This window comes from Photobacterium kishitanii (genome assembly GCF_003026355.1).
GTDB lineage: Bacteria > Pseudomonadota > Gammaproteobacteria > Enterobacterales > Vibrionaceae > Photobacterium > Photobacterium kishitanii.
The window spans coordinates 129083-149208 of sequence record NZ_PYON01000012.1 but is presented as its reverse complement, the minus strand read 5'-3'; the positions used below and the strand labels follow the sequence as shown (position 1 = coordinate 149208).

The 20126-nt window shown below is 37.0% G+C and carries 19 protein-coding genes; 10 read left to right on the top strand and 9 right to left on the bottom strand.

What is annotated here, in order from left to right; translation table 11 throughout:
- Positions 1 to 214: 214 nt before the first annotated feature.
- The gene (locus C0W29_RS14785) at positions 215 to 1360 is read left to right on the top strand and encodes a reprolysin-like metallopeptidase (protein ID WP_045041413.1); all 1146 of its coding nucleotides are present in this window, start codon (positions 215 to 217) and stop codon (positions 1358 to 1360) included.
- 61 nt (positions 1361 to 1421) lie between these two features.
- On the opposite strand, the gene C0W29_RS14780 is transcribed toward C0W29_RS14785, so the two are convergent.
- The gene (locus tag C0W29_RS14780) at positions 1422 to 3458 is read right to left on the bottom strand and encodes a hybrid sensor histidine kinase/response regulator (RefSeq protein WP_107174068.1); all 2037 of its coding nucleotides are present in this window, start codon (positions 3456 to 3458) and stop codon (positions 1422 to 1424) included.
- Between the two features lie 173 nt (positions 3459 to 3631).
- Between C0W29_RS14780 and C0W29_RS14775 the strand changes: the two genes are divergently transcribed.
- Entirely contained in the window at positions 3632 to 4261 is a 630-nt protein-coding gene (locus C0W29_RS14775; RefSeq protein WP_045041412.1) for a class I SAM-dependent methyltransferase, read from the top strand.
- A 50-nt stretch (positions 4262 to 4311) separates the two neighbouring features.
- On the opposite strand, the gene C0W29_RS14770 is transcribed toward C0W29_RS14775, so the two are convergent.
- A complete protein-coding gene (locus tag C0W29_RS14770; RefSeq protein WP_107174067.1) occupies positions 4312 to 5718 on the bottom strand; it encodes an amidohydrolase in 1407 nt (468 codons plus the stop codon).
- Positions 5719 to 5949: 231 nt separating this feature from the next.
- Positions 5950 to 6288: a DsrE family protein gene (locus tag C0W29_RS14765; protein ID WP_052671611.1), complete on the bottom strand. Its 339-nt coding sequence runs from the start codon at positions 6286 to 6288 to the stop codon at positions 5950 to 5952.
- A 248-nt stretch (positions 6289 to 6536) separates the two neighbouring features.
- Between C0W29_RS14765 and modA the strand changes: the two genes are divergently transcribed.
- The 4 genes from modA to C0W29_RS14745 all read left to right on the top strand — a co-directional run bounded on the left by modA (position 6537) and on the right by C0W29_RS14745 (position 9757).
- Complete coding sequence (modA, locus tag C0W29_RS14760; RefSeq protein ID WP_080888819.1) at positions 6537 to 7307, top strand: molybdate ABC transporter substrate-binding protein; 771 nt, start codon at positions 6537 to 6539, stop codon at positions 7305 to 7307.
- 191 nt (positions 7308 to 7498) lie between these two features.
- Positions 7499 to 8188 (top strand): molybdate ABC transporter permease subunit, encoded by a 690-nt coding sequence (gene modB, locus C0W29_RS14755; RefSeq protein WP_036792847.1) that lies wholly within the window; start codon positions 7499 to 7501, stop codon positions 8186 to 8188.
- Positions 8188 to 9288, top strand: a complete 1101-nt coding sequence (gene modC, locus C0W29_RS14750; RefSeq protein ID WP_045044815.1) for a molybdenum ABC transporter ATP-binding protein ModC — start codon at positions 8188 to 8190, stop codon at positions 9286 to 9288. The genes modB and modC overlap by 1 nt, the downstream gene beginning before the upstream one ends.
- A 175-nt stretch (positions 9289 to 9463) precedes the next feature.
- Positions 9464 to 9757 carry a Bor family protein gene (locus tag C0W29_RS14745; RefSeq protein WP_045041409.1) on the top strand — a complete coding sequence of 98 codons (294 nt, stop codon included), beginning with the start codon at positions 9464 to 9466 and terminating at the stop codon, positions 9755 to 9757.
- A gap of 80 nt (positions 9758 to 9837) precedes the next feature.
- Here the strand turns inward: C0W29_RS14745 and C0W29_RS14740 are convergent, their stop codons facing one another.
- Complete coding sequence (locus tag C0W29_RS14740; protein WP_045041408.1) at positions 9838 to 10851, bottom strand: DUF2955 domain-containing protein; 1014 nt, start codon at positions 10849 to 10851, stop codon at positions 9838 to 9840.
- Between the two features lie 51 nt (positions 10852 to 10902).
- Positions 10903 to 11970 carry an HlyD family secretion protein gene (locus C0W29_RS14735; RefSeq protein ID WP_045072011.1) on the bottom strand — a complete coding sequence of 356 codons (1068 nt, stop codon included), beginning with the start codon at positions 11968 to 11970 and terminating at the stop codon, positions 10903 to 10905.
- A 114-nt stretch (positions 11971 to 12084) separates the two neighbouring features.
- Here C0W29_RS14735 and C0W29_RS14730 point away from each other — a divergent pair, with 114 nt between their 5' ends.
- Positions 12085 to 12951, top strand: coding sequence for a LysR family transcriptional regulator (locus C0W29_RS14730; protein ID WP_036790810.1), 867 nt, complete (start codon positions 12085 to 12087; stop codon positions 12949 to 12951).
- Between the two features lie 26 nt (positions 12952 to 12977).
- Here C0W29_RS14730 and C0W29_RS14725 read toward each other — a convergent pair whose 3' ends face one another.
- The 4 genes from C0W29_RS14725 to C0W29_RS14710 all read right to left on the bottom strand — a co-directional run bounded on the left by C0W29_RS14725 (position 12978) and on the right by C0W29_RS14710 (position 16869).
- Entirely contained in the window at positions 12978 to 13250 is a 273-nt protein-coding gene (locus C0W29_RS14725; protein WP_045041407.1) for a hypothetical protein, read from the bottom strand.
- Between the two features lie 171 nt (positions 13251 to 13421).
- Complete coding sequence (locus tag C0W29_RS14720; protein ID WP_235869031.1) at positions 13422 to 14153, bottom strand: DUF4336 domain-containing protein; 732 nt, start codon at positions 14151 to 14153, stop codon at positions 13422 to 13424.
- A gap of 306 nt (positions 14154 to 14459) precedes the next feature.
- Complete coding sequence (locus tag C0W29_RS14715; RefSeq protein WP_045041406.1) at positions 14460 to 15800, bottom strand: cation:proton antiporter; 1341 nt, start codon at positions 15798 to 15800, stop codon at positions 14460 to 14462.
- A gap of 346 nt (positions 15801 to 16146) precedes the next feature.
- Positions 16147 to 16869, bottom strand: a complete 723-nt coding sequence (locus tag C0W29_RS14710; protein WP_045041405.1) for a glycerophosphodiester phosphodiesterase family protein — start codon at positions 16867 to 16869, stop codon at positions 16147 to 16149.
- A gap of 303 nt (positions 16870 to 17172) precedes the next feature.
- Here C0W29_RS14710 and C0W29_RS14705 point away from each other — a divergent pair, with 303 nt between their 5' ends.
- From C0W29_RS14705 to C0W29_RS14695, 3 genes are all read left to right on the top strand, one after another.
- Positions 17173 to 17751, top strand: a complete 579-nt coding sequence (locus C0W29_RS14705; RefSeq protein ID WP_045041404.1) for a nucleoside triphosphate pyrophosphohydrolase family protein — start codon at positions 17173 to 17175, stop codon at positions 17749 to 17751.
- Positions 17752 to 17871: 120 nt separating this feature from the next.
- Positions 17872 to 19224, top strand: a complete 1353-nt coding sequence (locus tag C0W29_RS14700; RefSeq protein ID WP_045041403.1) for an MATE family efflux transporter — start codon at positions 17872 to 17874, stop codon at positions 19222 to 19224.
- 80 nt (positions 19225 to 19304) lie between these two features.
- Positions 19305 to 20123 carry an alpha/beta fold hydrolase gene (locus C0W29_RS14695; protein ID WP_045041402.1) on the top strand — a complete coding sequence of 273 codons (819 nt, stop codon included), beginning with the start codon at positions 19305 to 19307 and terminating at the stop codon, positions 20121 to 20123.
- The last annotated feature ends 3 nt before the right edge of the window (positions 20124 to 20126 follow it).

The following is a 20126-nucleotide window of genomic DNA, read 5'->3' as shown; positions in this document are numbered from 1 at the left end:
TATTTGTTTTGAAATATATAATTGTTATTGTTATTTTATAATAATATTTAAATGTATTATGAGTATATTTATAGTGTCTTAATGAATAATTAAATGTTAATTAAATTAAATATTGATATTGCTTTCAGCCTATGTATTATTGCTGTTATCAGGACGAAACAAATATTAAAACTTAACTTAATAATCATTATTGTATTATTTTGAGAGGATGCTCATGCAAAAGAAAAAATTATGTTTATTGTTAGCTATGTTTGCAGGAACTGTAAATGCTGCTGATTTTGAATCACCGTTAATTTTACCATCTGAAATATCACATAAAGCAATTGCCTCACAATGGGTTGTTGGACACTATCAAAATATAGAGCAAGCAAATAAAGTTTGGGATCATTATAAAGTTGATATTCACCTTTTGCCCGCAACAGTGACGTATTTTGATTACCCTTATGCAACTATTGAAGAGGTTTCTGACGAAGTAGAACAAATGGTAGCTAGTGGTTCGACTATTAATAATACTCTAACGACCTTTGCATCACAGATCTCTCATACTACCAAAGGCCATGCTCAATCGCCGATGGGAGATGATGATTTAATTTTAATGAATAAAGTGCCATTGGTATTAAGTGAAGATACTGTTATAAATAAACGCTATCAATTTGTTTATGCGCATGAAGTTGGGCATACCTTTGGTGCTAAACATACTCAGGAAAATACGGTTGGTAGTACTGAGGAGTTGTTTAAAAATGGCTATGGTACTAAGCAATGTAATGTAGAAGGTACCACAAGCTTAATGTCAGGCTTTACTAGTTACAATTCAGCGATTGGCTTACCGTTTATTAATGGTCAAGCGGGCTGTGATCAAGGTACTGCCGATGTCGTTAAGCTGCTTAATCATACGGCTGTTAAAAAAGAAAATATTACCCCGTTAACAGGCGTTCAAACATTAGTTGCGTCAACGCGTGAAGATATCAATGCCCAACAATTTGAAGTCACACTTACTAGAAGTAAAGATATTGATAATGCACAGCCAGCGACTGTTTATGTTGCAACTAAAGTAAAAGGCGATAAAACAGCCGCTCTAGCACCCAAAAATGTTGAGTTTGCAGCGGGGAGTAAGACAGCTGTTGTGACATTACCTTTTGATCAAGTATACCCATTATTTGATAACGCAGACACTAAACAAGGTACTTATTTAGTTGCTGTTACGGAGGATGAAGTCATTCCAACAAGTGTTAATTTATTAGATTACAACACGCAGTGGCCAAAAAATAATAATGGTGGTGAAGGTTCTGGTGGTAGTTTGTCTCTATTTTGGATGATGATGATGTCATTAGCTGTTTATAGTCGACGTAAATTAGTATAACGATCTTTATAAGTGAAAGTAGGTATAGATTAGCTATACCTACGTTTTAGCAAATTTATGATTAAAGCCATTGATTGACAATATTCAATAATGTTGTTTTAGATGAGGGTTTAATTAAAAAGTCAGTTATACCTACATTAACTAAGTGTTCTTTTTGTAGTTCATCTAATGAACCAGAATAGCAGATAATAGGGATATGTTGATGTAAAGAATATTGATTATTAGTTCTAATTTCTTTTGTTGCCTCGATACCTGACATAATTGGCATTTGCGAGTCCATTAGTATCAGATCAACTGCCGTTTCTTGTAAATAATTGAGCGCGGTAAGACCATTATCTGCTTCAACAACATCATAACCTGCATTTTTTAACAAAATACCAGAATATAATCGTAATGAGATATTATCATCAACAATCATAATTTTAGTTTTATTGGAATTGATTGTGTCAAATAAAATATTGTTTGGTTTTTTTTGAGTAAAAATTTGTGTGATTAATTTTTTTTGTAACTTGTCTATATGATCATACTCAAAGACATAAGATTCATATACTTTCGATAACGTTATTCTTTGAGCGTCATTTTTATGGTGAATAATTATTATTTTAATAGTTGTTGTTGCTATTTTATCTTGTAGTTCAGTTAATAGAGTATTATTGATTGTATTTATATCAATAATGATACAATCATAATTATTTGTATTAAGATCAGCTATATTATATGAAGATGTCTTTTTATAAAAAAGTTCGAAATTATAAAAGAATGCTAAATGATTAATATCAGATAATATTTTATTCTGATTACCGATAAATAATATTTTCTTAACACTCATCAGATCATATTTCATTTTATCCACAGCTGGTGATGTGATGATAGGTAAGCGGATAATAAATGTTGTGGATATATTTTCTGTTGAATAACATTCGATTGATCCAGCAAAGGCGTCGATTACTTTTTTGCAAAAAGATAATCCTAAGCCAGTATTGTTCTTTTTTCCTGAAGTGTAATATTCAGTAAATATATTTTTTATTGATGTTGACGATATTCCCTTACCATAATCTTTAACACTAATAATGGTTTCATTATTTTTACTATAAACAGAAATAATGATCTTGAAATTAGTTTTATCTTTATAATAAAAAGAGTTTTTTAATAGATTAAAGATGACATAACGAAGTAAAATATCATTTCCGAAAAAAAGATTATCTTTATTCATTTGAAAAAAAACCAACTCTCGGTCACTTTTATTTTTGTAACCATAGACATCTAGAGCATTATTAATAACTTCATTAATAGAGAAGTGATGAAATGAGTTTGGTGATATTTTTTGATTATCAATAGAACTCAATAATAAATTTATTGTATTATGACCATTATTTATTATTGAAATGTTGTCTTTGATTATATTTCGTAATTTACTTATTTCAGCATTAGATATTAGACGATTATCAGTTAAACTTTCGGGTAGAAGTTCTAATAATACTTCTTGAGATGCGTATAAGGCACCAAGAGGATTACGCATTTCATGAGCAATACCGCTGCTGAAAGATCGCGAAAACAGTTGTTTACTTTCAATCTCTATTCGATTTCGATAATTAAAACAAATGCCAGTAAAATAAGAGAAACTGAATACAATGAGGTATGATGAATGAAAACCATTACCAATATTTCCCATCGTTAGATAGCCTATTAGAGCTGCTGTAAACGCCGCTATCGTGGTAAAAATCAGAATAATTAGCCAATCATAGATAATAATAATCGATAAAAAAATGGCGGCCATGAAAGACATTATCCATTCAACTGACCATTCATTGCGTATCATCATATAACAAAAGAAAAAAGGTAAGCAAAAACATATGCTAAACACAAAGTGCTTTTCTTTATAACGATAAAATATGCTTGGCATGTATGCTTTAATAGCAAATGGTAAAAAGAGTAATGCACATACTAAGCGTAATGGTAAGTTTTCATAGGGCTGCGGAAAGATATAAGCCCAGATGAAATAATAAGCAGGGAAACCTATGCTACCAAATAGCCCGATAATAAATAAATTAGGTTCAATATAACGGTAAGTACTGGTTATTCTTTGCTTGATGTCCATTCAATTTCACATGCTCATGAGTGACTATTGTTGATATTATCTGTACCGTAAATTATTAGCAAGTTTTTACGTTTTGATATTCTATTTTACTGTTAATAATAAAGATTAGTGAAAATTCTGTTTATTGCTTTTAAAGTGTTATGGTTATGGCTTTATGATTATGGAATTTTGTGATGTCTTTTTTTATGGCTTTATTTTACGACAAAGTAATGCGACATACCGAAGAAGCCTGTTTGATTGAATGGCGTAGAATACTACTTGAAAACGTCGACGGCAAGGTGTTGGAGATCGGTGCTGGTACTGGAGCTAGTCTAGATCTTTATCCACAAAAAACATCATTAACACTCTATTTATCTGAACCAGATCAACATATGCGGATGCAGTTAGAACAAAAATTACATTCACAATCAAGTATTGAAGCAACAGTGTTATCATGTTCAGCCGATCATATTGAAGCTGAAGATGACTTTTTTGATTATGTGTTCGTGTCGTTAGTCTGTTGTTCTGTTAAAGATGTTGCGGCGTCGTTGCAAGAAATTAAACGGGTATTAAAACCAACGGGGCGGTTTATTTTCTTAGAGCATGTAGCTGCAGAGCCTGGATCCAGTTGTTATCATTGGCAACAACGGCTTAATTTTATTTGGCGTCGAGTGGCGGATAATTGTCATCTAAATCGGACAACGGAACAATCGATCATTGATGCAGGTTTTGTCATTGAAGAGATTAAATATGAAAAAATGCGTAAGATGATAGCTGTTGTGCAGCCAACAATTCGAGGTATTGCAAGCATTGCGCCAGAATGAATAGAAAAGAGTGCAGCACACTCTCTTCTATATACAGATTAACGTGAGGATTATTGCACGATCTCGCCGCTTTCGATCACAGTTTTACGTACTATATCAGCAAATTTTAATGCTTCATCACGTACTGCTTTCTCATTAACAGTCAGAATATTACGGTCTTCCATTAGCAACTTCCCGTCAACAACTGAGTGTTTAACGTTAGTCGCATAAGCAGAATACACTAATGCAGAATATGGATTGTAAACAGGGATCATATTCGGTGCTTTAGTATCAATAACAATGATATCAGCTAGCTTTCCGACTTCTAAAGAACCAATTTTATCTTCCATGTGTAAAGCACGTGCTGCACCAATAGTTGCCATTTCAATGACATTGATTGGAGGCATTGCAGCGCGATCTTTATTGACTAGTTTATGCACTTTAGCGACTTGGTTAAACTCATCAATGGTGCTTAGTGTATTGCCAGACATTGGACCATCAGTGCCTAAACCAATGCGTAATCCGTCATTAAACATTTTTAATGCAGGTGCCACACCTTTGGCTGATTTGATATTAGCACTCATGTTGTGAGCAACACCAACATCATGCTTTTTCAAAATAGCGATGTCTTCATCATTTGCATCAATTACGTGTGCAGCTAGGAAGTTAGAGTTTAATGCGCCGATTGATTCCATGTATTTAATTGGAGATAGGCCACCTGAACGCTCTGCAATAACTTCACGCTCACGATCAGATTCAGCGAGGTGCATCATTACTGGTACATCGTGTTTTAGTGATAGTTTAGCAATAGTTTGTAGTGTTTCAGTTGAATTAGTGTATGGGCCATGTGGGGCAAATGCTGGTGTAATACGTGGGTGATCTTTATATTGTTCAATAAAATTCAGCGTATATTTAATACCATCTTCAGGTGTTTTTGCACTTGCAACAGGGAATTGAATGATGGTTTCACCGAGGATGGCACGCATACCTATTTGATCAACGGTTTTTGCTACTTCATCTTCAAAATAATACATGTCAGCGTAAGTCGTTACGCCGCCTTTTAGCATTTCTACGTTACCGAGTTGTGCGCCAATACGCACCATATCACGTGATACTAGTTTTTTTTCTAGTGGGAAAATATAACGGTGTAAACGATCTGGCACATCATCTGCCATTGAGCGGAAAACTGTCATTGAAGCATGAGTATGGGAGTTGATTAGACCCGGCATAACGATGTCACCATCGGCATCAATGGTTTTAATGGCTTTGTATTCGTTTATATCCTTACCATCAGTAACGGCATAAATCTTATTGCCCTTTACAGCAACTAAGCCGTTATCAAATACTGTCTTGTCCTGATCCATGGTTAGAACAGTTGCATTTTTTATCAACAAATCGACATTTTCTATTGCATAAGCTGATGTGCTAATAAGCGAAGTAGCAGCTAGAGAAACAGCAAGTAACGTTTTTTTAAACATGATGTATTACCGTGACGATGGATTTTCGCCGATAATACAGTGCAATAATTGAATGAAAATAACTATTTTATGCATTACTTTTATTTGTGATCAAGATCTTGTTGAAGGCGTGAAATTAAGAAATAAAAGGTATAAAAAAGCTCAATTTAGGAAATAGTAATCGATTGCTTTTAATGTTATTTAATTCTTTAGGATTAAAATTACACGCCTTACATATCTTCTTTTTTATGGCTATGGTTTAAGGTAGCCAAATCCTTGGTGTTGACGTAGAGCAATTTCGTATGCACCTGATGGTACCACTTCAATACCTTCAAATAACTCTTTAGGGCTAATGTTTAGATTAACAAGTGAGTGATGACATACTGTAATGATAACGTTGTTTTGAACGAAGTTATTAATAATGTCGGTATGTTTGTTTTGTGCAAGTATTGCCGTGGTAACAAGGGCAGGTGCTTCACCGTTTAATGCAAGCTCTACCGTTGCGGTGTTATCCATCGCAATGATATTTTTAACATTATTTAATGCAATTTCCCAACGTTCGGGTTGATTAACATGGATAAGAATTTTCATATAATACTCACTATAGTCATGGTAGATGCTCTAATGCTTTGAGGATAATATTCCTATTTTTATGCATATAAATCCTCAATTATAAAAAACTTATTTTGTTAATATTACAATTCTAATAGTGATAGCAGACCATGGCTTCGATAGCCACATGCTCAACGTCGAGTTAAGTAATGTAATTGGTCTAAAAGTTATGCTTGGTAAATATCGATATGTACATTACTATATATCGAAATATTATGGAGTCTGCTATGTCATTTAAATCTGTTGTTATTACTGCTGCTGTATTATCCCTGTTTGCTCAACCAGCTTTAGCAGCTGAAAAAGTTACTGTGTTCGCTGCATCATCACTGACGAATGCTCTTAATGCTATTGCTGCTAAATATCAACAACAAACAGGCGTAGAAACCACATTATCGTTTGCCTCATCGTCTGCTTTAGCACGTCAAGTGAGTCAAGGTGCACCTGCAAATATCTATTTATCAGCTAATGAAAAATGGATGGATTATGCACAGCAACAAGGTGCAATAGCCGCGAATACGCGTAAAGATATTGTCAAAAATAGCTTAGTGATGGTTGCACCATTATCGTACCCACAAAATAAAGTCAAAGTTAGCGCTAGTTGGGATTTAGCTAAAGCATTAGACGGTACACGCTTAGCGGTAGGGGATCCTAATTATGTGCCAGCCGGTATTTATGCAAAGCAGGCGTTAGAATATTTAGGACTATGGAAACAAGCCCAACCATTATTAGCGAGTGCAAATAATGTGCGTTCTGCGTTAGTGCTTGTGGAGCGCGGAGAAGCACAATTAGGTATTGTTTATAAAACAGATGCTGAGATTTCTAAAAAAGTAAAAACCGTCTACCAATTTCCTGCTGACTCACATAAGCCTATTGTATATCCCATGGCTTTAGTAAAAGGCAATGTTACACCTGCAGCGAAAGGTTTTTATCAGTATCTGCAGCAACCTCAAGCGGCTGCAATTTTCAAATCTTACGGTTTTGACCAAGTAACAAAATAGTTGTTAGTTAAAGTATAAATAGTAAATTAATAATAAGGTACTGAGTGAAAGCTTAGTACCTTTTGTGTTTATCTTAATTACGTTTAAAAAAACAGCGAATAAAGCACAGAGATCAAATCATTGCTGACTGCAAGTAAATGATTACCTATGCTATTGCTATAACAAATAAAAACTCCACAGGATCATTGTTAGTGCTCACTGAATATGAATTAGAAGCGTTATTTTTAAGTTTGAAAATTGCCAGTGTGGCGGTGATCTTCAGTTTACCGTTAGGAATTGGTTGTGCTTGGCTATTGGCCCGACGTCAATTTTGGGGTAAATCATTATTAGATGGGCTGATTCATTTACCGTTAGTATTACCACCGGTGGTTATTGGTTATTTATTGTTAATCACTATGGGCCGTCAAGGCACGATTGGTAAGTGGCTTTATGAGTGGTTTGGATTTAGTTTTAGTTTCAGTTGGCGCGGTGCGGCACTTGCCGTGGCGGTGGTGTCATTTCCATTGATGGTACGATCAATTCGATTAGCACTAGAAGGTGTTGACAAAAAATTAGAACAAGCGGCACGTACGCTAGGGGCATCTTCTTTTAGAGTCTTTATTACTATCACGTTACCATTAATGATCCCTGGTATTCTTACTGGCACTATTTTAGCCTTTGCACGTGCGTTAGGAGAGTTTGGTGCCACTATTACCTTTGTCTCTAATATTCCAGGTCAAACCCAAACCATTCCTTTAGCAATGTATTCCTTTATTGAAACCCCTGGTGCAGAAAGTGAAGCGGCTCGTCTATGTGTGGTTGCTATTATTATCGCATTATTATCATTATTTGCCTCTGAATGGCTGACTCGTATTGCGAGAAAACGACTGGGGGCAGCGTAATGAGTACTAAAACACCGCAAAAACGTCTAAAAATGAGTTTTACCCAGCAATTAGGTGATCTCGCATTGGCGATTGATCTTGATGTTCCAATGCAAGGTATCACTGCTATTTTTGGTCGTTCTGGCGCGGGGAAAACGTCTTTAGTCAATGTACTTAGTGGTTTAAGTCATCCCGATAACGGCTATATCCAACTTGGTGAGAGAGTATTATTTAATAGTCAACAGGGTGTCGCGTTAAGTGCTGATAAACGCAATATTGGATATGTGTTCCAAGATGCGCGCTTATTTCCTCATTACACTGTTAAAGGTAATTTAAATTACGGGGTTAAACTATCTGACCAACAACATTTTGATGATGTGGTTAAGTTATTGGGCATTGCACCATTATTGCAGCGTTACCCTGTCTCGTTATCTGGGGGGGAAAAACAACGAGTTGCAATAGGTCGAGCATTACTGACTAAGCCTGATATGTTGTTAATGGATGAACCATTAGCATCATTAGATATGCCACGTAAACAAGAATTGATGCCTTATTTAGAAAAATTAGCGCAAGAAGTAAATATCCCGATTATTTATGTCACTCATAGCTTAGATGAAATTCTGCGGTTAGCTGACTCAATGGTAATGCTTAATCAGGGCAAAGTATTAATATCAGGTCATGTGAATTCTGTTTGGAGTTCTCCTGAAATGCGGCCTTGGCTACCAGCGAAAGAGCAGAGTTCGTTGTTAAGTGCGCGGGTGAATATTAATCATCCCCGTTATGGATTGACTCAAGTGATGCTTAGTCATGATGCATCGCTATGGGTAACGCAATTACCTCATCAACGAGGAGAGTGGGTGCGAGTTCGAATATTTTCCAATGATGTCTCGATTACACGCTATTACCCTCAAGCAAGTAGTATTCGTAATATCCTCGCGGCAAGAATTGATAAAATTCATTATGCTGATGACGAACATGTAGAAGTAAAACTACGTATTGGTGAGACGCATTTGTGGGCTAATATTACTGCATGGGCTGCAGATGAACTAGAACTTAAGGTTGGTGAGCAGGTTTTCGCTCAAATTAAAGGTGTCAGTGTGACGAAAGATGATTTGGCGTAATATTTTATAAATGACATTATTGTTTATATCATAATAATAGTTATTTGCTTGAAAGGTAAACATTAAGTTTGATAAAACAACATTTAGTATAAATATGCTTTAAAAGGATACGATAGTGATTGTTTATGTGTTTAAATGAATATTACTTTTATTTGCCCATTTTAGAGCTAATGTAATGAAAAAAATTATTCTTGCTACAGTAATTGCTGCAACTGTTATGACGGGTTGTGCTCGACAAACTTTTATTATGTCTCCTGCGCCACAGAATCAAGCTGCTGAATTAAATAAATCTCAGCCATTTTTTGTTTCGGGTATTGGCCAACATAAAACGGTAGATGCAGCAAAACTATGTGGCGGTGCTGATAAAGTTGCTAAAGTTGAAGTACAGCAAACTTTTGTTAATGGCTTATTAAGTGTAGTTACTTTTGGTGTCTACACACCACGTCAAGCACGTGTATTCTGTAAGTAATAGCAATATTGATATTGTATAAGCCTCCTAAATTGGAGGCTTTTTTGTATTTAACGCAAAGCAATTATGGGATAAATACATCAGTGGCTAAAATGTTCATCGGGTGATTTAATCACTCGAACGAGAAAGTGATGGATTATCCAAATAGCCATAGACGTTAAAACTACGGCAATAAATATGGAACTGAAGCGATAAAAAATAGCAAACACAGCATCTTTTTTATCGGGTATTAATGAGCTTGTAAGCGGTACGGTTAATGCTGACATTGCTGAAAAAGCAATGCTAGATTTGATAGTACCAAGCGCTAACCAAGAGCAGAAAATCCCTGCCGCGATAGCATATGCCATAATAAATAGTATGCCGTTATCTGCCCATGAATAAAGTCCAATTTGAATAATTAAGCCAGCTAAACAGCCAAGAAAGGTACCAATAATTCGTATTTTAGCTGCTGCCAGTGAGCCAATTAAGGTCATCGGTGCCAGTACAATTAATATTGATGCTTGGGCTGATAATGAGTCATTGAGATCACCAATTTGAAATACCAAAAAAGCCAGCATGGCGATGATCCAACCGAGAGCTATTTGTCGTATCATGCCGATATGATCGTAACGTTGCTCATTATTGGTGGTATCGATTGCTGTTGCAATCATGGGCTCTGGAAAGAGATAAAAGGCTAGAGCGCAGATGGGCACAGTAACCATTGCGCTGCACCACAAGGTCACTGAAAAGTCTTCTAAATCAAAGCTACTATAGCTGGCAAAATTAAGCGCAATAGAGCCGACAAGTAAGCCAACAAAGCCAAATAAATAGCTATTTTTATGGCTCATCGCAACACATTTTTCGAGAAAAAATATTCCAACAATGGCCGTCAAAAGTAGTGGCGATGATTGAAAAAAGCCATTAATTAAACTGACTTCAATTGTGACCCAAATAATACCCACGACGAGTTGTTGATAATTATTCCAGTGCCAGTGATCTGCATTTGTCATAATAATGATCGGTAATAAGGCTGCAAAAAATCCGTATGACCAGCCAAATATCATGCTAATAGCTAGACCCACTACGCAGCCAAACCAAAGTCGCATTGTTTTCATAAGTTGTGACTCCGTAAATTAATCACTAATCGTATTAACTGCTCATTTTAGTTAGTAAATAAAATGCAGTGCACTGGCTAAATGGATTTCGATTTTAGCTAACAATTGCCATATAGGATCTTGCTGAGGGTAGACAACCACCGTAGCACGAGAGCCAACAAATAATTGTGGTGGTAATGGTTGTTGACTGGTGAAGTTGACGCGTACTCGCTGTGCATCACGAACCCAGCGGTTACTGGTTTCGATGCTTGTAAGATGACCATTAGCAACTTGTTGAGCCGCTGCGACACCATAATCACGATTATTGACGGTTAATGGAAACACTTGGCCGGGTAAAGCGTCATAAGCGACATAAGCGCTTGAATGATCATGAAAATTAGCAATTGATTTTTCTCTAAAATCAGCTGTTACCCACATTGAATCAGTAGGGATGAAAGTGAGCATTGGTTGATTAGCATTCGCCATAGTACCAATATCAACTTGAAGATTGGTGATCACACCATTGCTTGGTGCAATAATTTGAGTATGGGCTAAGTTGAGTTTGGCTTGAGCTAATGCATTTTCAGCTGCTAGCACCACGGTACTTTGGCCTAATTTCGGCCCTAGCTGAGTTTTTATCACTATTTCTTGTTGTTTCGCGGCCGCTAAATTAGCCAGTGTAGTTTGGTTTTTCGCATAAGCATTATCACGCATTGACGCTGAAACTAATTGTTTTTTGGCTAATTGGCTTATACGTTTAAAGTCACGATGGGCGTTATTATAATTGGCTTGGCTGGTGGCAATATTCGCTTGAGCAGCACTGACTTGTGCATATAGGGCTTGTTCTTGTTGGTGCGCCTGTTCTAAGGCTACTTGGGCTTGATCAACCGCTAAGCGATATTTATGATCATCAATACGAAACAGCAACTCGCCTTTGGTTACTGTTTGATTATTCTTAATATCTACTTGGGTAATTGTGCCTGAAACTTCAGGGGCGATTTGTACAACGTAACCCTGAACACGACTTTCACTGGTTAATGGGACATATCTATCAGCAATAACAATATAGGTCATTAGTAGAATAAAAAGAACAATCAGACAACGCATCCAGCGCTGAAAAGTAGTGTGAGAATGAGACATAGGAGATTCCAGTGGTACGAGCAAGCTGACTAGTATAAGAAGAATTAGCTTGATTGAGTATCGCGACAAATGTCACACTTGCGTCCTAAAAATAGGACAATGTTGGGGGTTTTAATGAAAGCATCAATGGATGATTTGTATTTATTTATGCTAACAGTACGTCATGGCGGTATAAGTGCTGCAGCAACTGCTCATGGATTACAACGTTCAAAAGTGAGTCGGCGGCTGCAAGAATTAGAAAAAGCACTTCATTGCCAGTTACTCATTCGTACTACTCGGCATATTGAATTAACTGAAAATGGGCAGTTGTTGTATCAACATATCAGTCAGCCATTAACGGATGTTAATCACGCAATTAATTTACTTGAGAGCCAGCAAAATAGCTTACAGGGCGTATTTAGGTTGGCTTCGACAGCGTCTTTTATTGCATCTCCGATGTTTGCCGAAGTTTTAGATGCTTATTCGCGTCAGTTTCCATTGGTGAAGTTAGAGTTATTGTATTTACAAAAAAGCGTTGATTTAGAAAGAGAAAATATTGATTTGCAATTATTACCGAATATGGCTGAAATTATTAATTTAGATTATGTTCAACAAACATTTTTAACCTCAAGTAATGGTTTATTTGCATCACCAGAATATTTACAACAACATACTGAGCCTAAATCAATCGCTGAATTACAGCAGCATTGGTTATTAGCTAGCCGTTATAATGCAACCTTGCTACAAGAGGGGACGCAGTTACGGTTAGTGTCTGAAGATATTAATATTATTCAGCAGATGGCAAGTTTAGGACAAGGAATCGCGTTATTGCCGAATATTTTAATGCGAGAATTTTTGCAACAGGGAAAGCTAGTACAGGTATTAACTGATGTTAATTACTCCGATATTATGATGACCTTAGTGTATCCATCACGGCGTTTTTTACCGGAAAAAACGCGCGCAATGGTTACATTATTGCGTCAGAAATTTGCAGATAAATAAGGCTTAGTCATCGTGCTTGAGAAGTCTCAAGATTGTTTGATTTCGCGCGCAAATTTGATTTTATCTACCGCTGCAACCCAAGAAGGACGATTGATATAGTGGCCAATGATTAATGCGGGAATAATAAAAGCAATATGTAATACAGCAAGATGTGCATTTGATACTGCTAATGCCGCGTTACCACTGGCATAATTGAATAACGCAATAGTAGCGAAAATCATGCCGAGGATACTTAGGATAAAAAATCCAATGACGCTAAGACCTAGAATATCACGAGAATAAAGTTTAAATAGATTCATTAGTTAGCTCCTAACTCGAGCGATTTAGTATAACTAAAAAGCTCTAATGCGTGTTGTTATCATTCTTATATTTATTACTATGCACTTTCAAAGTAAGAGCAATATTGATCTCGCACATAAATTGATATTAATTGTGTTCTATATATTTAAATAACCTATATATGTGTTTTTTTACATCAATTTAGTCGTTGCTATTTTTACTTTATGTGGCATTACCCAACTAAATGCGGTGGAAAAATGTGCTTTTGCATCATGCTCAATTAGTTTGCCATGTGACAAGATAATACGTTCAAAAGGCCAAGTGAGGATCTCTTGAATGGATTGTCTAAGCTGAGTATGGTTTTGAAAGGTTATACGCCAATACCACGGCATCGCAGGCTTAAAATAACAGCCATTAATCATAGCAATTGCAAAGGTAAGGGGGTGAGTACTTTCCACCATCCAAGCTAAGGCATCACCTAAAATAAGTGTTTTAGATTGCGGGTCACAAAAAGCAATTTCTTCCATCGTATCGCTACCCCGAATGACGGTTTGCAATAATTGGCCTTGCCAGTGAAGTGGCGTTTTATTGCCAAGTGCATCATCAAATGTCAGATCTCCTCGTTTATGAATGAGCCCTGGAGGCGCATAAAAATAGGCTTGAGGAGAGGCTAACCACCAATCAGATAAATAAATATTATGACTTTTGTTGGGTGTCACTACATAAGCCACTTCACCTAATTGGCTAATTTGTTGTTGTAATGCTGCATTAATTTCAATGGGGGAGTGAATAAATAGCTTATTGTTATCTAATTTGATAATAGTCATTCGATGCCCAATTGGTGCACCTGCGATTCGGTATGGCATATCACAATACCAAATACGATCTTTGCTCCATTCAACCAGAGTGCAATCCTTGCTCATAAGCATCATAACGGTTAATCAATAGGTAACGTTCATCATATGATTAATTTTCTGGTGGTCAACATCTTTATTACATTTACGCGCAATATAAGTAACGTTTAAATAAAAAAGCCACCGTGGTTGGCGGTGGCCTTTGTATTGTTAATATTACCGTGGATAGTTACTAGTGTATAAATAGCGAGCTATGCTTAATTGTCTTTAGCCTGATTAAATACGCCCATCAGACCAGCAGCAAAAGCCGCTCCAAGAGCAATAAATGCAATGATCATATGATGGTGATGGATCCAGAACATAAAATATCCTTGGTTATTTGTTGTTATCAGTTGCTGAAGAGTCTGTATTTTCAGTGGTCTTTACAGACGCTTGATCCATTTTTTCTTGTTCTGCTTTTGCTTTGTAAATCATTGGTGTAATTGTTGAGCCTTGCACGATAATCGAGAAAATCACTACCGCATAAGTCATTAATACAATGATTTCTTTAACATCAATATCAGGACTAAAACCAATTGGGATCCCTGTTGGAATAGCCATTGCCATCGCTAACGCTAATCCTCCACGTAATCCACCCCATGTTAATATTTTCACTGATAATGGATTATAGTTGCGGTATCGGCCAAAGATTTTATAAGAGTATTTGATCGTGAGATAGCGACTTAGTAATACTAACGGTATGGCAATCACAACAGCCACTATATCAATGGTGTGGAAGGTGAAGGTGATCATCATAAAGCCGATTAATAAGAATAAAATCGCGTTTAGAATCTCATCAGCAAGTTCCCATAAATGTGATATCTGATGAGAAGCCGTCTCTGAAATAGTGTTACGCGTCCAATTACCAATAATAATACCGGCTACAACCATGGCAAGTGGTGCTGAGACTTCAATATGTTCGCTCACGACATAACCAAATGTTGGAATTAAAATGGTTAAAATTAAGCGGAACATATTGTCATGTGAGGTTTTAATTAAGAAGTGGAATATAACCCCAAGTACAGCACCAAATGCAATCCCGCCTAATGCTTCACGTATAAATAATATTGCAGTGCTTGATACCGTAGGGGCTGTTTTGCTAAATGCAATTTCGAATAGAGTGACAAAAATGACTAGGCCTACACCATCATTAAACAGTGATTCACCTTCTATTTGGGTTGAGATTCGCTGTGGAGCATTAAGCTTTTTAACAATAGCGAGCACTGCAATAGGATCGGTTGGGGAAATTAATGAACCAAATAAGCAGCAATAAATAAAATCGATATCAATAGTACAGACCTTAAATATTGCCCATAGTACTGTACCGATAAAGAAAGTTGAAAAAACGGTACCAGCAAGAGCAAGGAAAGATATTTCAAACTTTTGATCTTTAAGATGAGGTAATTGGATATTTAACGCGCCACCAAAGAGCAGGAAGCCTAAGACACCTTTGAGTAAGAAATCATCAAATTTGACGCCTTGTACCATTTGAATCAGTTCATGCTCATCATTAAGTGGAATATAGCCTAACTTGCTTAATATTAAGAGGATAAATGATATTGCTATCGACCAGCCAGTGATAGCGATGGTAGGTTGGAACTTACCAATACGGTGGTTAATAATTGAGATAAAGACAGCAATGGCTGCCATTATACATACTGTGTCATAGGCTGACATGAATAATGTGCTCCACTAGATATCAAATAAATTGTCGTTTGACAGTTGGTTGCATAATTATCTGATTTTGTGTGTAATAAAAGAGAGTTATAAATAGATGAACATTGATTTATACTATTTATAAACATATAGTTACATTTTAATGATATCAAACATAAATTGTTTATATTATTTTGAAATATAAAGATCCGCTTTTAGTGATGATCTATTGAAGCATTAATATAGATAAAAGAGCTGAATTGAGTTGAGGATAAAATAAGAACGAGCAATATAATTGTCGCTTGTTGCGAGCCAATCAATGATCAGCAATGAATTGACTCGCAAATGAAGTGTCTGGTGATGAGTCTTATTTTTTTGCAGTGGAGATTAATAAACCAGGATCGTCACTAATAATGGTGCTAACACCCCAACGGGTAAACTTATCTACCTTCTTAGGATCATTCATAGTCCATATTTGGAGTACTTTTCCTGAATCGGTAATTTCTTTTGCAAGTTTTTTCGTCAGTAAACGATGATCTAAATGAATGCTGTAGAGATCAAGTTTTGCATCTAAACGTGAAATATCAGGCACCCAATCTTCGATGATTAGCCCACGGCGAACTTCTGGCCATTGTTTTAAACAGTGCTTTACCGCGTTATAGGAAAAACTGGAAAGAATCAGTCGCTCTATATCAAAACCGTAGTCTTTAATTGCTTCTATCGTTTTACGTACTTGCAGTTCGACTTCTTCTTCATAATGGACTTTGATCTCAAGGTTAAGGTTTAATCCATAATCATCACAGGCTTGCAGTAATTCTGTTAGTGTCGGAATTGTTGCACCTATAAATTCAGCGGCAAACCAGCTTCCTGCATCTAATTGCTTTAATTCACTGAGTGGCTTATGACGTACACTTCCTGAACCATTGGTACAGCGACGGACGCTCTTATCATGAATAATGACTGGGATTAAATCGTCGCAAAGTTGAGTATCCGTCTCTATCCATGTAGCACCGGCATCAGCAGCTGCTTTCATGGATATTAATGTGTTTTCTGGGGCGACTGCGCGCGCGCCACGGTGACCTGCAATCATCACTTCTCCAACATGTATATTATTATCTCAACAGAGAGAGTTACGGTAGAAATTTTATTGGCTTTACTTTAATTCGCAAGTGATTAAATACGAATAATGATATCTCAATTGTTGCGTTTTAGCGTATGCCCGTAATGGTAAAGTATGTTTTGTCGTCAAGCTGACTGTTTTTAGGTAATTGGTTTTGTATCTGGCTAAGGATTGGATTAGTATCTCCGACCGTTGCGTGATTTTGTTGATCATAAAAATGTATTGTGAACGATAAAAAATGTATCCCCTTAAACCAGAAACAAGGATATTCGAATGAAGCTTTCTACGCTAGACCAACCCCTTTTCGATCACCTTTACAGCGATATTCGAGAGTTTCGTTCCACCTTTGATTTAGATATTGAAAATCCTGCTAGTCTTGATGCTCAAGCTGATGCGTTACATACGTCATTAGCGGTTGAAGAAATGACAGAGCTTGCTGAAGCTGATTCATTGGTAGAACAAGCGGATGCTATTGTTGATTCAGTGTATGTATTGATGGGACGTTTGGTTCATTTAGGCGATAAAAAAATCGGTGATAATATTGGTATCAGTTACTTAATTGATATTTTATTACAGATGTCTGAGCGCCTAGGATTTACATTTATTGATTGTTGGAATGAAGTGCATTCAAGCAACATGAGTAAAGTATGCCGTAGTCAGCAGCAATATGATGAAACTGAAGCTTTTTATGCTCAGCAAGGTGTAGCATTGATGGCGAGTACTAAAGGTGATTATATTATTGCGAAATGTGCTCAAGACGTTGAGGTTGATGGTAAACTTATTCGCACAGGCAAAGTATTAAAATCTATTTATTATCGCCCTGCGGATTTAGTAAAATTAGTTATACGTTAATTTAAGCTACATAGTTATTTTTTAATCCTCGCTATGGCGGGGATTTTTTATTGGTATTGAGTACAAGGTTGTGGCTTGACGCTAGATGTTTTCTGCTAACGTTTTATTTAAGTTGTCATTATGAATGTAAAAACAATCACTCCCTCAGGATCACGCGGTTTAGCACATCAACTGTTTTCTATGACATGGCCGATGTTATTTGGGGTTATGTCGCTGATGAGTTTTCAGCTTGTAGATAGTGCTTTTATTGGGCAGCTTGGGATCCTACCTCTGGCTGCACAAGGTTTTACCTTACCCATGCAAATGTTAGTTATCGGTTTGCAAGTTGGTTTAGGTATTGCGACGACAGCATTAATTTCACGGGTACTAGGTACTAATGATCATCATCGTGCACGCCAATTAGGCGGTGTGGTGGTGATTATCGGTGATCTGGGGATCATGGCATTGTGCGCGGCAATATGGTTTGGACGTCATCAGCTGTTATGGTTACTTGGCGCACCACCAAATGTGTTTGCAGTTATCGATAGTTATTGGCCGGTTTGGTTAGCAAGTGCTTGGTGTGGTTCGATGGTGTATTTTGCCTACAGCATCTGTCGTGCTAATGGTAATACGTTATTGCCAGGTATTATGATGGTAATTACCAGTGTGCTTAACATTGGGTTAGATCCACTGTTTATGTTTACTTTTAATATGGGTATTAATGGTGCAGCATGGGCGACGATAGTCTCGTTTAGTATTGGCATGTTAGTGGTATTCCCGCTACTGATTAAACGTCAATGGTTGAGTTTTGACTGGCGTGGACTTGCCGTTTATAAAGCGGTTAAAGAATTAATTCATATCATGGCACCTGCAATGTTGAGCCAATTATTACCGCCAGTTTCGGCAATTCTAGCCACTAAATTGGTGGCAGGGTTTGGCGCCGCTACCGTTGCTGCGTGGGCATTGGGATCGCGATTGGAATTTTTTTCGTTAGTGGTAGTGCTGGCGTTAACAATGTCGATGCCACCAATGGTTGGGCGAATGCTTGGCCGTAAAGATATTGCCAGCATAGAAGCGTTGATTATGATCGCAGTTCGTTTTGTATTGGTATGGCAGATTGCTATTGCTGCTGTGCTATTTGTCAGCGCTCAGCCGCTAACACAATTATTAACCAGCGATGTATCAGTACAGCATATTTTAATGATTCACTTAGTGCGTGTGCCTATTAGTTTGGGGGCATTAGGTATTTGTATGCTGATGGTGTCAATTTGTAATGCGATGGGGTTACCGATGCGTGCATTGCTAATTTCTGCATTACGATTATTTGTGTGTTATCTACCAGTGTTATGGATTGGGGCACATTTTGCGGGCTTACCAGGACTTTTTACTGGCGCAATGTTAGGTAATATTGCAGCAGGGTTATGTGCTTGGGTGTTTTATCGTCAAGGATTAGTTAATATTCGTAATAAGTACCGAGTTACATCGATGGCGTAACTGTTATGATAACTCGGATCAACAACAATGAATAACAAATCAATATTAACTCAAATGTTAATCAAGAAAGGATACGAGCAATGCAAACATTCGCTATTGATGGTCAACAGATGACTTACCGTGATCAAGGTACGGGCCCAGTGCTTGTTTTTGGTCATAGCTATTTATGGGATAGTGCAATGTGGGCACCGCAAATAGCGGTATTAAGCCAACATTATCGCTGTATTGTACCTGATTTTTGGGCTCATGGCGGTTCTGATAGTGCGCCTTTAGCGACACGTACTTTACGCGATTATGCCGATAATGTGTTGGCATTATTGGATCATTTGAACATTGAACAATTTGCAGTTATAGGTTTATCCGTTGGTGGTATGTGGGGAGCAGAGTTAGCCCTAAAAGCACCAACTCGAGTCACTGCATTAGTGTTAATGGATACATTTTTAGGCTATGAACCAGAGGTATTGCATACGAAATATTTTGCGATGCTAGATACATTACGTGATCAACAACATCTACCTCAACCATTGATCGACATCATTACGCCATTATTCTTCCGTCGTGAAGGCCATATTCATAACCCTAAACTTGTGAGCGATTTCCGCAATTATTTAGCAGAATTGCAAGGCGATCGTGCTGTCGCAGTGTCTGATATTGGACGAATGGTGTTTGGTCGCCGTGATACTTTTGATGATATTGAACAGCTAACGGTTCCTACACTAATTATGTCAGGTCTAGAAGATAATCCACGTCCACCACTTGAAGCACAATTAATGCATGATGCGATTGATGGTAGCGAATATGTGCTTATTCCAGAAGCTGGGCATATTAGTAACCTTGAGCAACCACAATTTGTGACTGAGCAATTACAGCGTTTTTTAAGTAAAGTATTGCCAGCTTAAAAG

Bases quoted from the DNA above. Each gene is read 5' to 3' on its own strand.
- C0W29_RS14785 (WP_045041413.1), top strand. From the start codon at position 215: ATGCAAAAGAAAAAATTATGTTTATTGTTAGCTATGTTTGCAGGAACT.
- C0W29_RS14780 (WP_107174068.1), bottom strand. From the start codon at position 3,458: ATGGACATCAAGCAAAGAATAACCAGTACTTACCGTTATATTGAACCT.
- C0W29_RS14775 (WP_045041412.1), top strand. From the start codon at position 3,632: ATGTCTTTTTTTATGGCTTTATTTTACGACAAAGTAATGCGACATACC.
- C0W29_RS14770 (WP_107174067.1), bottom strand. From the start codon at position 5,718: ATGTTTAAAAAAACGTTACTTGCTGTTTCTCTAGCTGCTACTTCGCTT.
- C0W29_RS14765 (WP_052671611.1), bottom strand. From the start codon at position 6,288: ATGAAAATTCTTATCCATGTTAATCAACCCGAACGTTGGGAAATTGCA.
- modA (WP_080888819.1), top strand. From the start codon at position 6,537: ATGTCATTTAAATCTGTTGTTATTACTGCTGCTGTATTATCCCTGTTT.
- modC (WP_045044815.1), top strand. From the start codon at position 8,188: ATGAGTACTAAAACACCGCAAAAACGTCTAAAAATGAGTTTTACCCAG.
- C0W29_RS14745 (WP_045041409.1), top strand. From the start codon at position 9,464: ATGAAAAAAATTATTCTTGCTACAGTAATTGCTGCAACTGTTATGACG.
- C0W29_RS14740 (WP_045041408.1), bottom strand. From the start codon at position 10,851: ATGAAAACAATGCGACTTTGGTTTGGCTGCGTAGTGGGTCTAGCTATT.
- C0W29_RS14735 (WP_045072011.1), bottom strand. From the start codon at position 11,970: ATGTCTCATTCTCACACTACTTTTCAGCGCTGGATGCGTTGTCTGATT.
- C0W29_RS14730 (WP_036790810.1), top strand. From the start codon at position 12,085: ATGAAAGCATCAATGGATGATTTGTATTTATTTATGCTAACAGTACGT.
- C0W29_RS14725 (WP_045041407.1), bottom strand. From the start codon at position 13,250: ATGAATCTATTTAAACTTTATTCTCGTGATATTCTAGGTCTTAGCGTC.
- C0W29_RS14720 (WP_235869031.1), bottom strand. From the start codon at position 14,153: ATGAGCAAGGATTGCACTCTGGTTGAATGGAGCAAAGATCGTATTTGG.
- C0W29_RS14715 (WP_045041406.1), bottom strand. From the start codon at position 15,800: ATGTCAGCCTATGACACAGTATGTATAATGGCAGCCATTGCTGTCTTT.
- C0W29_RS14710 (WP_045041405.1), bottom strand. From the start codon at position 16,869: ATGATTGCAGGTCACCGTGGCGCGCGCGCAGTCGCCCCAGAAAACACA.
- C0W29_RS14705 (WP_045041404.1), top strand. From the start codon at position 17,173: ATGAAGCTTTCTACGCTAGACCAACCCCTTTTCGATCACCTTTACAGC.
- C0W29_RS14700 (WP_045041403.1), top strand. From the start codon at position 17,872: ATGAATGTAAAAACAATCACTCCCTCAGGATCACGCGGTTTAGCACAT.
- C0W29_RS14695 (WP_045041402.1), top strand. From the start codon at position 19,305: ATGCAAACATTCGCTATTGATGGTCAACAGATGACTTACCGTGATCAA.